Source organism: Phyllobacterium sp. 22229, from assembly GCF_052056495.1.
Lineage (GTDB): Bacteria > Pseudomonadota > Alphaproteobacteria > Rhizobiales > Rhizobiaceae > Phyllobacterium > Phyllobacterium myrsinacearum.
On sequence record NZ_JBQEPA010000018.1, the window covers coordinates 73,169 to 89,613 of the forward strand.

A 16,445-nucleotide genomic window follows, 5' to 3' on the forward strand; every position below is an offset into this window, starting at 1 on the left:
TCAACCGAAGATGTGAAGGGCGGCAAGGCCGACGGAAGCGGCCAGGCCGATGGCAAAGCCGATGGCGAGTGCAGCCACCAGGAAGCCGGTGCCAAGCCATACGCCATCCTGTTCGCCAAGGCCAATGCTGAGCAGGATAATGCTGAGCGCAGGCAGCTGGTTGATCAGCGGGACGGGGAGAACGACGATGAGCGCCATGACAAGCGCGGCCACGCTGACGATCCGCTCCATGATGATTTGCGGCAGCAGCCAATAGCGCGGGCGGGCCAGCCGTTCGAAGCGGATGAGCAGCGGCTCGAGTTTTCCGACAAAACGGCGGTAGGTTGCCGTGCTGAGGGACTTCCTGCGCAGGAAGGCCGGAAACCACGGATTTTCCAGGCCGATCAGCATTTGCAGGGACAGAAGGATGAGGGGAATGCCGAAGATCGTCGAAGACCCCGGCGGCAGCGGCACCAGGTTGAGCGCCGCAAACAGGATCAGCAGCGCGCCAAAGCTGCGTTCGGAAAGCGCGGACAGGATATCGTCAAACGACACCCTGTCCGCATCCGTTTCGCCGATCTGGACCAGAATGCTGGACAGGCGCCGTTCTGCGGGGTCACCCGAAGGGTCCCAGGGATACGGTTTTCCGTCAGCGTTCATACAGGTCCTCCATCGATGCAACTATGCTTTCGTTGTTGTCTCGGCGACAGACGGGGCCGCGGCGGCCTTTCCATCCATCGTTGGTTCAGTGTGCGGTTCGTCGTTGCGGGTTTTCCAGAGAGAGCTGAAAATACCGGCCGCAAGGATGCCGAGCGTGATCGAGAGTGACCACATCGGCGGTATCTTAGCCAGTCCCAAAGCGTCGGCCACGAAAATCTTTCCGCCAATGAACACAAGCACGAGAGACAGCGCATATTTCAGGTAGACGAAGCGATGGATGAGGCTTGCAAGGGCGAAATACAGCGCCCGCAGGCCAAGGATCGCGAAGATATTCGAGGTGAAGACGATATAGGGATCGGTGGTGATGGCAAAAATGGCCGGGATGGAATCCACCGCGAAGATCACATCCGCCAGCTCCACCATGACGAGTGCAAGGAGCAGCGGGGTAATCCAGGTCTTCGACTTGCCCGTGTGCGGGTCGGTGCGCCGGATCATGAATTTCTGGCCGTGCAGTTCCTCGGTAACGCGAAAGCGCTTACGCATGAACTTGAAGACCGGATTGGCCGAGACATCGAACTCGTCGTCGCCGGCCATCAGCATGCGGATGCCGGTGATGATCAGGAACGCGGCAAAGAGATAGAGGACCCACTCATATTGTTCGACAATGGCCGCACCCGCCGCGATCATGATGCCGCGAAGGATGACAACGCCGAGAATACCGTAGACGAGCACCCGGTGCTGATATTGCTTGGGAATGGCGAAATAGCCAAAAATCATGGCGATGACGAAAATATTGTCCATCGCCAGGCTCTTCTCGACAACGAAGCCGGTGAGGTACTGCATGCCGGACTCGCTGCCCAGCTCCCACCAGATGAAGCCGCCGAAGGCGACGCCGAGACTGATGTAGAACGCCGAGAGCAAAAGGCTCTGGCGCATGCCTATATCGTGATTTTTTCGGTTGAGAACGCCCAGATCAAGGACGAGAAGAACAAGAACAAGGGCAAAAAAGCCAAGCCACATCCATAGGGGCTTGCCCATGGCATCAACAAACAGAAGCTCCATGTGAAAAATGATCCGCCGGCATCGGTTCCATATTACAGCTCCGACATCACGAGAGAGCCGGTAACTCTCGCCAGAGGGGCCCGGTGCTGCAATTCTGCCTCAATTGGGGAGGGGCAGGGATCAATGCAAGGGTTTGACGGAAATAAATAATCTGCGGCCGCCGGATCGAACGGGCCTTTGCCCCCGTCAGCGGGTCGGAACCGGGTTCTCGCCGCGATAGTCGTAGAAGCCGCGCCCGGCCTTGCGTCCCAGCCAGCCGGCTTCGACATATTTGACCAGCAGCGGGCAGGGGCGGTATTTCGAATCCGCCAGGCCGTCGTGCAACACCTGCATGATCGACAGGCAGGTGTCGAGGCCGATGAAATCGGCAAGCTGCAACGGGCCCATCGGGTGATTGGCGCCCAGTTTCATCGCCGTATCGATGGCTTCGACCGAGCCCACGCCCTCATAGAGCACGTAGATGGCTTCGTTGATCATCGGCAGCAGGATACGGTTGACGATGAAGGCCGGGAAATCCTCGGAGACTGTCAGCGTCTTGTCGAGGCTGGTGACGAATTCGCGCGCAATCTCGAAGGTGACGTTTTCCGTGGCGATGCCGCGGATCAGTTCGACCAGTTTCATCACCGGAACGGGATTCATGAAGTGGATGCCAATGAAGCGTTCCGGCCGGTCCGTGGTGGCGGCAAGCCGCGTGATCGAGATGGAGGAGGTATTGGTTGCAAGAATCGCTTCCGGATTGAGATTGGGGCAGAGCTGGGCAAAAATCTTGCGTTTGACCGTCTCATCTTCCGTTGCCGCCTCGATGGCCAGATCGACACCGGCGAGGTCTTCCATGCGCAGGGCCGGGCGGATGCGGGACATGCCCTTGACGCGCTCGGCTTCCTCAAGCTTGCCGTGGGAAACCTGCCGGGCCATGTTGCCGTTGACGGTGGCGATGGCCTTTTCCAGCTGGTCGGCGGACTGGTCATGGATCAAAACATCATATCCGGCCAGTGCACAGACGTGAGCAATGCCTCCGCCCATTTGTCCCGCGCCAACAATGCCTACAGTTTTGATCGAGCCAGCCATGTTTCCATCCGTTTCTTTTCTTTGCAGCACCAAACTAAATGGCCGGGGTAGCGTTCGTCTACCCCGGCCATGCAGATTCATTTCAATCTTGCGATGAAATTCAAAGCGCTTTTTCGAGTTCCGGCAGGATGACGAAGAGATCGCCGACCAGGCCGTAATCGGCAACCTGGAAAATCGGTGCTTCCTCGTCCTTGTTGATGGCAACGATGACCTTGGAGTCCTTCATGCCGGCCAGATGCTGGATCGCGCCGGAGATGCCGACGGCGATGTAGAGATCAGGGGCAACCACCTTGCCCGTCTGGCCAACCTGCCAGTCATTTGGTGCATAGCCCGCATCGACGGCGGCGCGCGAAGCACCAACCGCAGCGCCGAGCTTGTCGGCCACGGGAAGGATGACTTCCTTGAACTTCTCATTGGAGCCGAGGGCACGGCCGCCGGAGATGATGATCTTGGCCGAGGTCAGTTCCGGACGGTCGCCGCCGGACAGCTTGGCTTCGATGAAGGTGGACAGGCCCGGATTGGCAGCAGCCGAGACCGTCTCGACGGGAGCCGAACCGCCTTCGCCGGCCGCCGCAAAGGTGGCGGTGCGCACGGTGATGACACGCTTGGCATCGGTCGTCTGGACGGTCTGCAGGGCATTGCCTGCATAGATCGGACGCTTGAACGTATCGGGCGCGATGACCTCGATGATATCAGACACCTGCATGACGTCGAGCAGGGCAGCCACGCGCGGCAGGATGTTCTTGCCGTTGGTGGTTGCGGCGGCAATGATCGTGTCATAATTGCCGGCGATCGAAACGATCAGCGCCGCGGTGGCTTCCGCCAGGCGGTTGGCCAGATCGTCGCTGTCGGCAAGCAGGACTTTCTTGACACCGGCAAGCTTGGCGGCCTGGTCCGCAACGCCCTTGGCGCCTTTGCCGGCAACCAGGACATGCACGTCGGAACCGATGGCGAGCGCTGCGGTCAGCGCCTTGGCGGTCTGGTCGGAAAGGGTCTCGTTATCGTGTTCGGCAAAAAGAAGAATAGCCATGGTAAATTCCTTTCCTGATCCTTAGAGAACGCCGGCTTCGTTCTTCAGCTTGCTGACGAGTTCGGCAACGTCCTTGACCTTGACACCCGCCTTGCGGCCGCCCGGCTCCTCGGTCTTCAGGACCTTGAGGCGCGGCTTGGTGTCGACGCCGTAATCGGCTGCGGTCTTTTCATCCAGCGGCTTCTTCTTTGCCTTCATGATGTTCGGTAGGGAAGCGTAGCGCGGCTGGTTGAGGCGCAGGTCCGTCGTGACGATGGCCGGCAGCTTGATTTCGATGGTCTGCAGGCCGCCGTCGACTTCGCGCGTAACCTTGGCGGCATCACCGCCGAGCTCGACCTTCGAGGCGAAAGTGCCCTGGCTCCAGCCGAGCAAAGCGGACAGCATCTGGCCGGTCTGGTTGGCGTCGTCGTCGATGGCCTGCTTGCCGAGAATGACCAGCTGCGGCTGTTCTGCTTCGACAATGCCCTTGAGAATCTTGGCTACGGCAAGCGGCTCGACGATATCGTCGACCTTGACCAGAATGCCGCGGTCGGCACCCATGGCGAGCGCCGTGCGGATGGTTTCCTGCGCCTGTGCAGGTCCGATGGAGACCACAACGACTTCCTCGACCTTGCCAGCCTCTTTCAGGCGCAAGGCTTCCTCGACCGCGATTTCGTCGAACGGGTTCATCGACATCTTCACGTTGGCAAGCTCAACGCCCGAACCGTCGCCCTTAACCCTGATCTTCACATTGTAATCGACTACCCGCTTTACCGGTACGAGGACTTTCATGGGGACTCCCTCTCATAAGAACTGCAGACAGATTTAACTGCCGGGCAATGGCACCCGCTTGCCGGATGCCGACATTGAGGTAAAAAAAACGACACGCTGACGTCGTGCGGGACCGTAAATATGAGTAACGTAAAGGTCAATCATTGAGATTGCGCTTATCCGATCTTAAACGATTGAAACTTGCGCGTTCAGCGGCCCCACCGGGGTGAGGGCGGTTCGGGTGGTGTTTGCGGCGGCTGCTTGTCGACGATAACGGCGCGCGGCGAGACAATCGCCCGGTCAAACAGCGGCACGCTGCGGCGTTTGAACGGGACGAGGAGCAGGGCGCCGGCAATGATGCCGCCGACATGGCCGGCCCAGGAAATGCGGTCTTCGCCATGCGTGACGAGCATCACGAACTGGAGCCCGATCCAGAGGACGAGCGGATAGAGCGCGGGAATGCGCAGGGGTATCCGGCCGAAAGCCAGCACCCAGACCCGCACACGCGGATGCAGCATCAGATAGGCGGTGATCACGCCGGCAATGGCGGCGGATGCGCCGATCAGCGGCCCTTCGGAAGACGGGTCGAGCGTCCCGTGCAGGAAAGCGCCGGCGGCGGCACAGAGCAGGTAGAAAACCAGGAACTTGATATGGCCCATGGCGTCTTCGACATTGTCGCCGAAAACCCAGAGGAACAGCATGTTGCCACCCAAGTGGAAGATATCGGCATGGAGGAAGGCATAGGTGACATAGGTGAAAGCGGGCGGCACGAAATCATATTGCGGCGGCAGGACCGACATGTGGTGTGCCACGGACGGGATGTAACCGAAGCCGATGGAGGCGGTCTTTGCGTCCGCACCGGCAAGGCTCGTCAGGCCGAAGATCAGCAGGTTGAGCGCGATCAGCGCCAGGGTGACATATTGCAGCTTGATGTATTTGAGGCTGTTGGCGTCGTAGAGTGGAATGAACATCGGCGCCGTTCCCCCGTTCAGCGGTTCTTACCGGGCACCCATAACACGTCCTTCGCGCCGTTGTCATTGACGGCCCGTGCTGCGACGAAGAGAAAATCGGAAACGCGGTTGATGTATTTGAGCGCGGCTGGTGTGACGGCCTCATCCGGCCTTTGCGCCAGCGCCACCATGTGCCGTTCGGCACGCCTTGCCACGGTGCGCGCCAGATGCAGGGCAGCGGAGGCCGCCGATCCGCCCGGCAGGACAAAGGAGCGCAGCGGCGCAAGTTTTTGGTTCAGGCGATCGATGTCCGCTTCGATGCGTGCAACCTGGCTGTCAATGATGCGCAGCGGCTCGTATTCCAGCTTTTCACCGGTATCGGGCGTGGCCAGATCAGCGCCGAGATCAAAGAGATCGTTCTGGATGCGGGCGAGCATCGCGTCGATTTCCGGAAACTCCTCCACCGTATGCAGCCGCGCCAGCCCCACGCAGGCGTTGGCTTCGTCGACCGTGCCATAGGCTTCGACGCGCAGGTCATGCTTGAGGCGGCGCTCGCCGCTGCCGAGCCCGGTGGTGCCGTCATCGCCGGTCTTCGTGTAAATCCTGTTGAGCTTGACCATGGCGCCCCCCGCGATCAGCTGGCTGCGCGGTGGAAGTAAATCGCGCCGACGATGAGAATGATCGCCACCAGTTGCAGGAAAATGCGCAGCTGCATCATCTTGTTGGAAAAATTGGCATCGCCGCCCTTCATCATGTTGCGCAGGCCGATCAGAAGCACGACGGTGACGGCGGCAATGGCAACGACTGCCAGGAACTTGAAGATGATATCCATGGTTTTTCCTTTTCTAGCCGGAGCGCTTTCAGGACTGGCCGGCAAGCATGCGGTATAGCGCACGCGATGACAGAAATCTGCGGGCAAAAACCGCAAATTTCGCGGGTCGCGTGACGAGGTAATGCGGTTTGGGACGTGGGTTTTCCAGCGCGTCCTTCAGCACGGTGTAGACGGCTTCCGGACCAAGCTTGGAACGGGACTTGGTGCCGCCCTGCGACAGGCGGGCGATCTGCTTCTGGTAGTCCGCGCGATGCACCGAGTTCTCGACGTCGATATATTTCCCGATCTGCTGCAGCGCATTATGGGTGAAGCGCGAGGCAATCGGTCCCGGCTCGATCAGGGAGACATGAATGCCAGAGCCTTCAAGTTCCATGCGCTGGACCAGCATCAGGCCCTCCAGCGCGAATTTCGACGCGACATAGGCACCGCGCCATTTCATCGGCACGAGCCCGAGAATTGACGAGCAATGCACGATCCGCCCGTGGCCCTGGCGGCGCATGACGGGGACGATGTGCCGGGTCAGTTCATGCCAGCCGAAGAAATTGGCATCGAATTGTTCGCGCAAGCCTTCGATCGGCAGGTCTTCCACGGCACCCGGCAGCGCGTAGGCGCCATTGTTGTAAAGCGCATCGAGCGTGCCGCCGGTCGCGGCAAGCACGTCGTCAACCAGCGCCTTGATGGAATCCGGCTCGCGATAATCGAGATAATGGGCGGACAGGCCATCGGCTTTCAGGGCGGCGATATCTTCGTTTTGCCGCGCGGTTGCAAAGACCTGCCAGCCATCCACCTTGAGCGCGCGGGCGCAGTGCGCGCCGATGCCGCTGGAACATCCTGTGATCAAAATCGTTCTGGAACTGGTCATTCTTTTCCGATTGCTGCAAACCGAACGGGACATCAAAAAAAGACTTCACATATTCGCCTGTGCCTTGCAATGTCACGAGCCAAAGGGGCAAACCATTTTCGATGCGTAGAGTATATGTTTTTCTCCGGCGGGTGACCTTCGATACATTGAGGCATTTCAGCACGGATGACGGCTGGGCTCTGGCCAGCCACGTGGCGCTTTCGGGCATCCTGGCGCTGTTTCCCTTCCTGATTTTCGCCACTTCCCTTGCCAGCTTTCTCGGTGCCAGCGCCTTTACCGATACAGCGGTGCATGTGGTGTTCGACACCTGGCCGGAGGTCATCGCCCGGCCGATCGCGCAGGAGGTGCGCAATGTTCTCAACGTCCAGCGCGGCGGGCTTCTGACCATCAGCGTGATCGCCGCCGCCTACTTTGCCTCCAACGGCATCGAAGCGCTGCGCATCGCGCTCAACCGTGCCTACCGGGTGGTGGACACACGTTCGATCATCTATTGCCGTTTGCAGAGCCTCGGCTACGTGATTGTGGCCACCATCGGCATCATGGCCATCAGTTTTCTCCTGGTGCTGGCGCCGCTGGCGGTGCGCATCGCCAGCAAATGGGTTCCCGAGCTTGACGTTCTGTCCGGCACCATCGGCTTCTGGCGCTACTGCATTGCCTCCGCCGTGCTGATCGTCGGGCTGCTGGTGGCGCATCTGTGGCTGCCGGCGGGGCGGCGCAAGCTCATCGATATCCTGCCGGGCATTCTTGTGACCCTGCTGGCGTGGATCGTCGGTGCATCGATTTTCGCGAGCTATCTCGAGACGTTCGCATCCTACGTGTCGACCTATGCGGGGCTGGCCTCGATCATGGCGGCGATCGTCTTCCTCTATATCATCGCCGCGATTTTCATCATCGGCGCCGAGGTCAATGCCGCCATCATCCACTACCGCGAGGGCAGGGTCGCCAAGCGCTTCTGACCGGTTGACAACGCGACGCCAAGCGTTGCCACCACCATGCCGCACAGCTGGAACAGCGTCAGCGTTTCGCCGAAAAGCATATAGGCCATCAGCGCGGTCACGCCGGGCACGAGATAGAACAGCGAAGCAACCTTCGACACGGCGCCCTGATTGATCAGCACCATCAGCAGCAGCACCGCGCCGATCGACAGCACGAAGACCAGCCAGAACAGCGCGAAGCCGAGAGGCGCGGCCCAGATCACCGTGTGGGTCTCGAACAGCAGCGAAAAGAGACCGGTCAGCACTCCGGCGCCGATATATTGCAGGGTTGTGCCAGCCTTCAGGTCAATGGTGCCGACAAAGCGTTTCTGCCAAACGGTTCCGGCGCTGATGGCGAGGACCGAAAGGATCGACGCGCCGACCGTTGCCGGCGTGATGCCATCGGCGGCAATCGACAGTTTGGGCCAGAGCACCATGGCGACGCCGATAAAGCCAACCGCCAGTCCGGCCCAGTGACGCGGCTGGATTTTCTCGCCGAGAACCACTCCGGCAATCAGTGCCGTGATTAGCGGCTGCAGGCCGACCACCAGTGCCGACATGCCCGCAGGCAGGCCGCGATGGATGGCCCAGAACACGGCGCCGAGATAGACACCGTGGATCAGGCAGCCGGCGATGATGGCGTGCATGGCGCCGCGCCCGCTCGGCCAATGGTTGCCGGCCACGACGACCCATGTGCCGAGAATGGCCGCGGCAATGGCGAACCGGACGGTGAGGAACAGGAACGGTTCCATATAAGGCATGGCATAGCGGGCGCCGATGAAGCCGGTGGCCCACAGGAGGACGAACAGGGCGGGAAAGTAACGGACGGGCATGATGGGTGACCGGATCACGGGACGAGTTGTGATGCAGGTTTATACGAACACCGGTCTTGCAGCCAGATGTTGTTTTAAGGTTGTGGTGTCAATCCGACCAGGCTGACGACGCCGTCGCGGGTCATCCCTGCCGCACGCAGGGAACGCAGCGAGGTATCCCGGCGGCTTTTGGACAGCTTTTGGCCGTCGTGATCGAGGATCAACCTGTGATGGTTATAGACCGGTGGTTGCAGTCCGAGAATATGCTGCAGAAGGCGGTGGATGCCGGTGGCATGAAACAGATCCCTGCCGCGCACCACATGGCTGATGCCCTGCAGCGCGTCATCGATGACGACGGAGAGGTGATAGCTGGTCGGCATGTCCTTGCGGGCGATGATGACATCGCCCCAATCCTGTGGCCGGGCTGCGATATCGGACCCGCCATCCGCGGTTTCGTGCCAGAACAGCGGCTCCCCCGCCTGCTCAAGCGCGTGGTCCATATGAAGCCGCCATGAAAACGGCTGTCCGCCGTCCATCCGCCGCTGGCGCTCCCGTTTGGAAATCGTACGGTCGATTGCTGGATAAAGCGCTGCGCCATCCGGATCGTGCGGCCATATCAGCCCCTTGGCGGTGGCCTTCTGCATTTCCCGTTTGATGTCGCCGCGGCTGAGGAAGGCGGGGTATACCAGGTCCATGCGGATCAGGCGGTCGAGCACATCGCGGTAGACGCCGAAATGCTCGGACTGGCGGCGCACCGGCGTTTCCCAGTCAAGCCCCAGCCAGTGCAAATCCTCCTGCATGGCGGTTTCAAGTTCGGGTGTGCAGCGCTCGCGGTCGATATCCTCCATGCGCAGCAGAAGCCGCCCGCCTGACGCCCGCGCCATCTGCCGGTTGAGCAGGGCGGAATAGGCATGGCCGAGATGCAGATGGCCATTGGGACTGGGAGCAAAGCGGAAAACCGGGACAGCCATGAACTGGGATTCTTGCGTGAGGACCTTGTCGATTGATACGGTGTTTGTCTTGAGATGAAAAGTGAACGGTTCCATGCGCAGAATAGACACGCTTGATGATGTTGCGGAAGGGCTGACGGCCCTCCTTGCGGCGCACCCCGAACTGGCGGCCATTGCCGAGCGGGCCGGGCCCTTGCCGCTGCGGCGGCAGGCGCCCGGTTTTGCGAGCCTCGCCTCGGTCATCGTCTCGCAGCAGGTATCGAAGGCCAGCGCCGATTCGATCTGGAAGCGGCTGATCCAGCACGTCGATCCGCTGACCCCGGAAAATTATATGAGGGCAGGAGAGGAGGCCTGGCGCCTGGCGGGCCTGTCGCGCGCCAAGCAGGCGACGCTCGCCCGGATCAGCGAAGCGATCATCGCCCGGGAACTGGACCTCTTCGACCTGTGCGACCGGCCGGTCGACGAGGCCATGGCTGTGATGACCAATGTGAAGGGGATCGGTCCGTGGACGGCAGAGGTCTATCTCCTGTTTTCGGCCGGACATGCGGATGTCTTCCCATCGGGCGACGTTGCCCTGCAGCACGCCTATGCCCATGCCTATGCCGAATCAGTGAAACCTGATTCGAAATCCCTGCGCCTTTTGGCGGAGCGCTGGTCGCCGTGGAGGGGTGTCGCAGCCCGGCTTTTCTGGGCTTATTACGCCGCAACCCGTGGCCGGGATGGCACACCGGTTGGATGAAGCTGAAATAACGGCGTTTTTCGCAGCCTGCGATGCAATGCCGCTTCACATTCCTGTCACCTCAAGCTTACAATAATAGGGCCTGATGGTTGGACTGGGAGGTGATTCCTTGACAATAGCCGTCTCGCCGGACGGGTTACCGGCCCTGGTACTCAATGCGGACTATCGTCCGCTCAGTTATTATCCCTTGTCGCTATGGTCCTGGCAGGACGCGATCAAGGCGGTCTTTCTTGACCGTGTGAATATCGTTGCCGAATACGAGCATGAGGTTTCCTCTCCCTCGTTCGCAATGCGGGTACCGAGCGTCGTTTCCCTCAAAACCTATATCAAGCCGTCGCGCACCCCTGCCTTTACGCGATTCAATGTTTTCCTGCGCGACCGGTTCGAATGCCAGTATTGCGGGTCGGAGGATGATCTGACCTTCGATCACGTGGTTCCGCGCTGCGCCGGTGGCGCCACGATCTGGGAAAATGTCGTTGCGGCCTGTTCACCCTGCAATCTGCGCAAGGGCGGGTTGATGCCGGACAAAGCCAAGATGTGGCCGCGGCAGAAGCCCTATGCGCCGACGGTGCATGATCTGCACAACAATGGCCGGCTGTTCCCGCCGAACCATCTGCATGAAAGCTGGATGGATTATCTCTACTGGGATGTCGAACTGGAGCCGTAACAGCCCCAGTTCCGGATGGTTTGCAAAGGCGGCTTCAGGCCGCCTTTTTTGCACCGCGAAAAGCGATGAGCGCGAGGATCAGGCTGGCAATCGCATTCCAGCCGGCGAAGGACAGGCCAAGAACGCGCAGGGCCGCCGTATCGCATGCGGGCGGATGGATCGCATTCATGTCATTCAAGAGATTGCCGGCATTGGTGGTGATCGACATGCTGACCGCCGTGCAATCGGTCGGTCCCGGCCAGAACTTCCATTCGACACCGGCGTGGAACACCGCAAGGCCCAGCCCGATCAGCATCAGGATGCCGCCGAGCGCCAGAAGTGTGCGTGTAAGCGCAGCGGGCCAGCGAAACGCCGACGCAAGCACGGCCAGTGCCATCAGCGGTATGCCCGCATAATAGGGAAAGCGCTGTTCCAGGCACAATTTGCACGGCAGATAGCCGCCAATATACTGGAAACCAAGCGCCGAGCCCACGGTGACGATCATGGCAAGGAGCAGGAAAACAGCTGTCTTGAGATGCGGCGAAGGGCGGGTCGTCGTCATGATGGGTCTGACATCCTCATTCGGGTTGAATCGTTCAGGAGCTGTAATAGTGCAGTATGGCGTAAAGCAGGATCAGGACGGCGGCGGCCGCCGCGGCGATCAGGCCAAGACGCTTTTCGATGAAATGGCGGATCGGCTCGCCGTAACGGCGCAACAGCCAGGCGAGAAAGAAGAAGCGGGCGCCGCGCGTGATCACGGCGGAAACGATGAACAGCCAGATGTTCACGTTGGCCGCGCCGGACAGGATCGTCACGATCTTCATCGGCGGCAGGTGTGCCAGGCCCGATGTGATCAGCAGCAGGAGGATCATGTCGGCGCTGGTCGATCCGCGCATCTGCTCGAAGGCATCGAGCTTGCCGTAGAATTCGAGCACGGGCTTGGCCAGGGCTTCATAGGCGTAGTGGCCGAGAAACCATCCGGCGATGCCGCCCAGTACCGAAAAGATCGTGGCGACGAGAGCATAGCGATAGGCGCGTTCAGGCCGGGCCAGCGCCATGGGCAGGTAGAGCACGTCAGCGGGAACGACGAAGACCGAACTTTCGACAAAGGCAATGAACGCCAGCCAGACCTCAGCCGATTTGCGCGCGGCCAGTGACATTGTCCAATCATAAAGTCTTCGCAGCATGGGTGATTCCTGTGGGTGTCGGTTCGATAAAGCTGGCGATCCTTACCCCATGACCGGGAAAAACGGAATCGTTTCTGTGGAATTTGTGTGCGGTTGGCGATCTCACATGCTGCTGCCGGGCTTTCCAAGGCTGCAAATCCGGCTGTAGCGGGCGGTGCCGGCCTTCGCAACACACAGAGATGTTATCCCGGCAGAAAGTGCTGGAATGGAGTTGACCGGCGTGGGGACTGCCTGTATTTGGCTTTGACGGCTGTGGTTCGCCCGCGGCCGCTGCACATTGTGCGCCCCCTTGGCGGAATTGGTAGACGCGCCTGACTCAAAATCAGGTTCCGAGAGGAGTGCTGGTTCGATTCCGGCAGGGGGCACCATCCCAAAAATCACCCATTGTTTTTACCGCGCTTTTGAGCTGGGCTTTTGGAAGCCTCGATTTGCTCCAGCATAAGCCGTGCATCTGCTTTCCTACGAGCAAGGGTTGTTTGCCTGAATTCCATGAAGCTGACGAACGAATTTCGATAGCAGGCCATACGTAGTCATACGCATAGAAAACGTGCGATTTCCGTGGTTATCTTGAGTGGCTGCATCATATTTCTTCATACCCAGGGACATATAGTATCAGCCCGCGCGAGGGTGTTGCAGCAAACATGGGTAAAGGCGGCTGAACACCTTCCGGATTTATCCGAAAGGTTCAGTTGATTGAAAATCATCGGACTTGATATGAAATTCAACGTCGTGAAAATAACCTGCGATGCGGCGAGTATTATTTGCTATATTTTGTTAATATTTCTATTTGGCGGAACGTGGCAAACAATAATATTTAAGATAATCATGTTGCCTCTATGCGTTATGTCAGGATTGTATTTACAGTATTTTAAAAGATTGCCACATTATTCTAATATTTATTATGTGGTAAAATCGATTTTAAATTCACTTTTAGCTACATGTGCACTTTGTATTTTTATCTGGAATCCGAGTATGTCTATTAGTGATATTCTTGTCATAACATCTATGTCACTCGCGATTTGTTTTACATTATCAATGATATTTCAAATTGACATGATGAAAAAGTGATCAGTCCGGCGATGGTTGTTCCAACGATTATCCATCCGTTGAAAGAAGCAGCCGGGACAATCGAAGGGTATTACATGCAGGAACCACCCGTCGAGAAAAGGGATAACGAGAAACAAAATCGTATATTCGATGGAATTAGCGGGGGCGTAGGTGCACTGGCGGGCAGCTTAAGCGCATCCTTCATTTTTCATAATCTGATGATTGGCATCGCAGCAGGCGTCCTGGTGAGCTGCTGCATCGGCATCGCTTTTAATTGGGTTTGGCGTAGATAGATAATGACAATGCGCGGGCAGGTGGCGGTTCTCAACGTGTCAACCGAAACAAAAAGACGACTAATAGCTTCTGCAGGGGCAGGCATTGGTTCGGGGGCCGGGAACATCATGGGTCGCGTTGGTTACGGGTATCCCACCATGATGGTGGTCGCCGTCATAACTGCGGCCATTGCCTATTTCCTCCTGTCAGTATTGATCCCTCAAAAATAGCACATATGGCTGCTCCGGTTCTGCAGATTGACCGGAGCAGAGGATAAGTCTCATGGTCAAAATCACTGACATGGCATGTCTGCGTCCCGCCGCTTCATCGGCATAAATACAAAGTGAAGCGTCACGGAATTGTTGCACCCGGCGGAATATGGTTAGGTCCGCAGGCGTCGACCGGACGTTGAACTTTGGCTCGGCGTGCCATTTTTGATTGCTTTTTGAATCAAGGGAGAACGCTGATGACACAGACTCCGACAATCATTCTCGTGCATGGATTTTGGGGTGGGGCTGCCCACTGGAGCAAAGTCATTGTAGAACTGACGCGGCTTGGCCATACATCGTTGAAAGCCGTTGAATTGCCGTTGACGTCCCTGGCTGATGATGCCGAGCGCACCCGCAAGATGATCGCGCAGGAAAGCGGTCCGGTGCTGCTGGTGGGCCATTCCTATGGCGGGGCTGTCATTACGGAAGCAGGCAACCATCCGAATGTGGCAGGTCTGGTCTATATCGCCGCCTTTGCGCCGGATGCCGGCGAGAGCCCCGGCGGGATCACCCAGAAGAATCCGCCGCTCGCTGCCGCCAATCTTGCCCCCGACAGCGACGGCTATCTCTGGGTCAAGCAGGACAAGTTCCATGAAAGTTTCTGCCAGGATCTGACGGCGGATGAGGGGCTGGTGATGGGCGTAACCCAGAAGGCGCCGCTCGCCAGCACGTTCGGCAACGAGATCACCAATCCGGCGTGGAAGGCGAAGCACAGCTGGTACCAGATTTCGAGCGACGACCACATGATTCATCCCGCCAATCAGGAGTGGATGTCCGGCCGTCTCGGTGCAAAGAAGGTGATCACGCTCAAGGCAAGCCATGCATCGCTGGCGTCGAAGCCGGTCGAGGTTGCGGCCTTCATCAACGAGGCTGCCACCTATCAATAGCCGGTATTCTCATGCCCGGGAGCCTTCGCATCCCCGTGGGAATGCGGGGGCTTTTTTTGCATTCTATGCATGGCTGTTCTAACCCCTTATAATCCATGCATAGACGAACCACATAAGCCTTGACGTTCCGATCTGGCAGCCTTGCCATGGTGCCTTCATTCCAGGTCGTGTGCAGACGTGATCATGACGGGGTGTTGCAATGCAATCTTTGGTAAATTTGAAAGTGGCCTCGCCCGGTACGGGCGGCGGCGTATGGCCGGCCCAACGCAGCGAACTGCTTGACTGGCTGATGATCGAGACGCGCAACCAGCGTTTCATCGACAATATCCTGGTCGAGATGGGTGAACGGCTTGTGGATGCGGGGGTGCCCGTTGCCCGGGTGTCGCTCCACCTGAGGATACAGCACCCGCAATGGCGCGGCGCCCGCATCCTGTGGAGGCGCGGTGCCGCTGAGGCGGAAATCCGCACATTCGACTATGGCGCGGAGCAGACGGCCGAATATCTCAACAGTCCGCTCAACGACATTTCCGAAGGGGCCGATGAAGTCCGGCTGCACTTTGACGAGACGAGCGACGCCGGACCGGAATATTCGGTGGTGGGCGAGCTGCGCGCCGAGGGGCTGACGGATTACGTCGCCTGGCCGCTGGAACACACCCTTGGCAAGCGGCATGTGGTGACCTTCGCCACGGACCGGCCGGGCGGCTTCAGCGACGGCCATATGGCTGTCCTGGCGGATTTGCTGCCGGCCCTGGCCCTGGTCAGCGAGATCAGGCTCAAGAACCGTTTCGCCCGCACGCTGCTGGAAACCTATGTCGGACCGCATGCGAGCGAGCAGATTCTTGCCGGTGCCACCACCCGCGGCAGCGGCGTGACCGTGGGCGCAGCGATCCTGATCTGCGATCTGCGCGATTTCACCGCCATCTCGGATGCCTGGCCGCGCGACAATGTCATCGAACTGCTCAACGGCTATTTCGATGCGATGTCCGAACCCATTGAAAAATACGGCGGCGAAATCCTCAAATTCATGGGCGATGGCCTCCTGGCCATCTTCCCGCTGAGCAACCCCAAGGCCTGCAGCGATCTGCTGCATGCCATCGCCGAGGCGCAGGCGGCCATGACCGCGTTGAATGCCAACCATATCAAGGAAGGCCGCAAACCGCTGGGGTATGGCATTGGCGTTCACGTCGGCGATGTCATGTACGGCAATATAGGCTCACGCAAGCGGCTGGACTTTACTGTCATTGGGCCCGCCGTGAACATTGCCTCCCGGCTGGAAAGCCTGACCAAACAGGTCCACCGGCCGGTTCTTTTGTCAAAGGCCTTCGTCGATCTGGCCGGGGTTGAATGCAATATGGAGAATCTCGGCTCCTATACGCTTCGCGGGCTCGATGAGCCCATTGATGTCTTTGCCTTCTCCGGCGATTGCCTTACTGTGGCTGAGATTCCAGCCTGACGTGGTGATTGGACA

Annotated in this window: 19 protein-coding genes and 1 tRNA gene; 7 read left to right on the plus strand and 13 right to left on the minus strand. The window is 58.9% G+C overall.

Annotated elements, in window-relative coordinates:
- The 9 genes from ACTJJ7_RS20590 to ACTJJ7_RS20630 form a co-directional block, all read right to left on the minus strand.
- Positions 1-639: an exopolysaccharide biosynthesis protein gene (locus tag ACTJJ7_RS20590; protein ID WP_105734537.1), complete on the minus strand. Its 639-nt coding sequence runs from the start codon at positions 637-639 to the stop codon at positions 1-3.
- 21 nt (positions 640-660) lie between these two features.
- Positions 661-1,701 carry a TerC family protein gene (locus ACTJJ7_RS20595; RefSeq protein ID WP_105734538.1) on the minus strand — a complete coding sequence of 347 codons (1,041 nt, stop codon included), beginning with the start codon at positions 1,699-1,701 and terminating at the stop codon, positions 661-663.
- A gap of 186 nt (positions 1,702-1,887) precedes the next feature.
- Positions 1,888-2,769 carry a 3-hydroxybutyryl-CoA dehydrogenase gene (locus tag ACTJJ7_RS20600; protein WP_105734539.1) on the minus strand — a complete coding sequence of 294 codons (882 nt, stop codon included), beginning with the start codon at positions 2,767-2,769 and terminating at the stop codon, positions 1,888-1,890.
- Between the two features lie 100 nt (positions 2,770-2,869).
- A complete protein-coding gene (locus ACTJJ7_RS20605; protein ID WP_440968672.1) occupies positions 2,870-3,799 on the minus strand; it encodes an electron transfer flavoprotein subunit alpha/FixB family protein in 930 nt (309 codons plus the stop codon).
- 21 nt (positions 3,800-3,820) lie between these two features.
- Complete coding sequence (locus ACTJJ7_RS20610) at positions 3,821-4,570, minus strand: electron transfer flavoprotein subunit beta/FixA family protein (protein WP_105734541.1); 750 nt, start codon at positions 4,568-4,570, stop codon at positions 3,821-3,823.
- A gap of 188 nt (positions 4,571-4,758) precedes the next feature.
- Positions 4,759-5,520 carry a rhomboid family intramembrane serine protease gene (locus ACTJJ7_RS20615; RefSeq protein ID WP_440968673.1) on the minus strand — a complete coding sequence of 254 codons (762 nt, stop codon included), beginning with the start codon at positions 5,518-5,520 and terminating at the stop codon, positions 4,759-4,761.
- Positions 5,521-5,537: 17 nt separating this feature from the next.
- Complete coding sequence (locus ACTJJ7_RS20620; RefSeq protein WP_105734543.1) at positions 5,538-6,119, minus strand: cob(I)yrinic acid a,c-diamide adenosyltransferase; 582 nt, start codon at positions 6,117-6,119, stop codon at positions 5,538-5,540.
- 14 nt (positions 6,120-6,133) lie between these two features.
- On the minus strand, positions 6,134-6,331 hold the full coding sequence (locus ACTJJ7_RS20625) for a twin transmembrane helix small protein (RefSeq protein WP_105734544.1): 198 nt from the start codon (positions 6,329-6,331) through the stop codon (positions 6,134-6,136).
- A gap of 28 nt (positions 6,332-6,359) precedes the next feature.
- The gene (locus tag ACTJJ7_RS20630) at positions 6,360-7,193 is read right to left on the minus strand and encodes an SDR family oxidoreductase (RefSeq protein WP_440968674.1); all 834 of its coding nucleotides are present in this window, start codon (positions 7,191-7,193) and stop codon (positions 6,360-6,362) included.
- Positions 7,194-7,294: 101 nt separating this feature from the next.
- On the opposite strand from ACTJJ7_RS20630, the gene ACTJJ7_RS20635 reads away from it, so the two are divergent.
- Positions 7,295-8,149: a YihY/virulence factor BrkB family protein gene (locus ACTJJ7_RS20635; protein ID WP_105734546.1), complete on the plus strand. Its 855-nt coding sequence runs from the start codon at positions 7,295-7,297 to the stop codon at positions 8,147-8,149.
- Here ACTJJ7_RS20635 and ACTJJ7_RS20640 read toward each other — a convergent pair.
- Positions 8,116-9,000 (minus strand): DMT family transporter, encoded by an 885-nt coding sequence (locus ACTJJ7_RS20640; protein WP_105734547.1) that lies wholly within the window; start codon positions 8,998-9,000, stop codon positions 8,116-8,118. The genes ACTJJ7_RS20635 and ACTJJ7_RS20640 overlap by 34 nt on opposite strands.
- Positions 9,001-9,074: 74 nt before the next feature.
- Positions 9,075-9,950 carry a tRNA glutamyl-Q(34) synthetase GluQRS gene (gene gluQRS, locus ACTJJ7_RS20645; protein WP_440968675.1) on the minus strand — a complete coding sequence of 292 codons (876 nt, stop codon included), beginning with the start codon at positions 9,948-9,950 and terminating at the stop codon, positions 9,075-9,077.
- A 73-nt stretch (positions 9,951-10,023) separates the two neighbouring features.
- On the opposite strand from gluQRS, the gene ACTJJ7_RS20650 reads away from it, so the two are divergent.
- Positions 10,024-10,668 (plus strand): DNA-3-methyladenine glycosylase family protein, encoded by a 645-nt coding sequence (locus ACTJJ7_RS20650; RefSeq protein WP_105734548.1) that lies wholly within the window; start codon positions 10,024-10,026, stop codon positions 10,666-10,668.
- Between the two features lie 109 nt (positions 10,669-10,777).
- A complete protein-coding gene (locus ACTJJ7_RS20655) occupies positions 10,778-11,335 on the plus strand; it encodes an HNH endonuclease (protein WP_105734549.1) in 558 nt (185 codons plus the stop codon).
- A gap of 34 nt (positions 11,336-11,369) precedes the next feature.
- Here the strand turns inward: ACTJJ7_RS20655 and ACTJJ7_RS20660 are convergent, their stop codons facing one another.
- Both ACTJJ7_RS20660 and ACTJJ7_RS20665 read right to left on the minus strand, forming a co-directional pair.
- Positions 11,370-11,876 (minus strand): disulfide bond formation protein B, encoded by a 507-nt coding sequence (locus ACTJJ7_RS20660; protein WP_105734550.1) that lies wholly within the window; start codon positions 11,874-11,876, stop codon positions 11,370-11,372.
- A 34-nt stretch (positions 11,877-11,910) separates the two neighbouring features.
- Entirely contained in the window at positions 11,911-12,501 is a 591-nt protein-coding gene (locus ACTJJ7_RS20665; RefSeq protein ID WP_105734551.1) for a YqaA family protein, read from the minus strand.
- 283 nt (positions 12,502-12,784) lie between these two features.
- Between ACTJJ7_RS20665 and ACTJJ7_RS20670 the strand changes: the two genes are divergently transcribed.
- The 4 genes from ACTJJ7_RS20670 to ACTJJ7_RS20685 all read left to right on the plus strand — a co-directional run bounded on the left by ACTJJ7_RS20670 (position 12,785) and on the right by ACTJJ7_RS20685 (position 16,430).
- A tRNA-Leu gene (locus ACTJJ7_RS20670) sits at positions 12,785-12,869 on the plus strand.
- Between the two features lie 696 nt (positions 12,870-13,565).
- Positions 13,566-13,841, plus strand: coding sequence for a hypothetical protein (locus ACTJJ7_RS20675; protein WP_440968676.1), 276 nt, complete (start codon positions 13,566-13,568; stop codon positions 13,839-13,841).
- 446 nt (positions 13,842-14,287) lie between these two features.
- Entirely contained in the window at positions 14,288-14,977 is a 690-nt protein-coding gene (locus ACTJJ7_RS20680) for an alpha/beta hydrolase (protein WP_130270796.1), read from the plus strand.
- A gap of 199 nt (positions 14,978-15,176) precedes the next feature.
- Positions 15,177-16,430 carry an adenylate/guanylate cyclase domain-containing protein gene (locus tag ACTJJ7_RS20685; RefSeq protein ID WP_440968677.1) on the plus strand — a complete coding sequence of 418 codons (1,254 nt, stop codon included), beginning with the start codon at positions 15,177-15,179 and terminating at the stop codon, positions 16,428-16,430.
- Positions 16,431-16,445 lie beyond the last annotated feature (15 nt).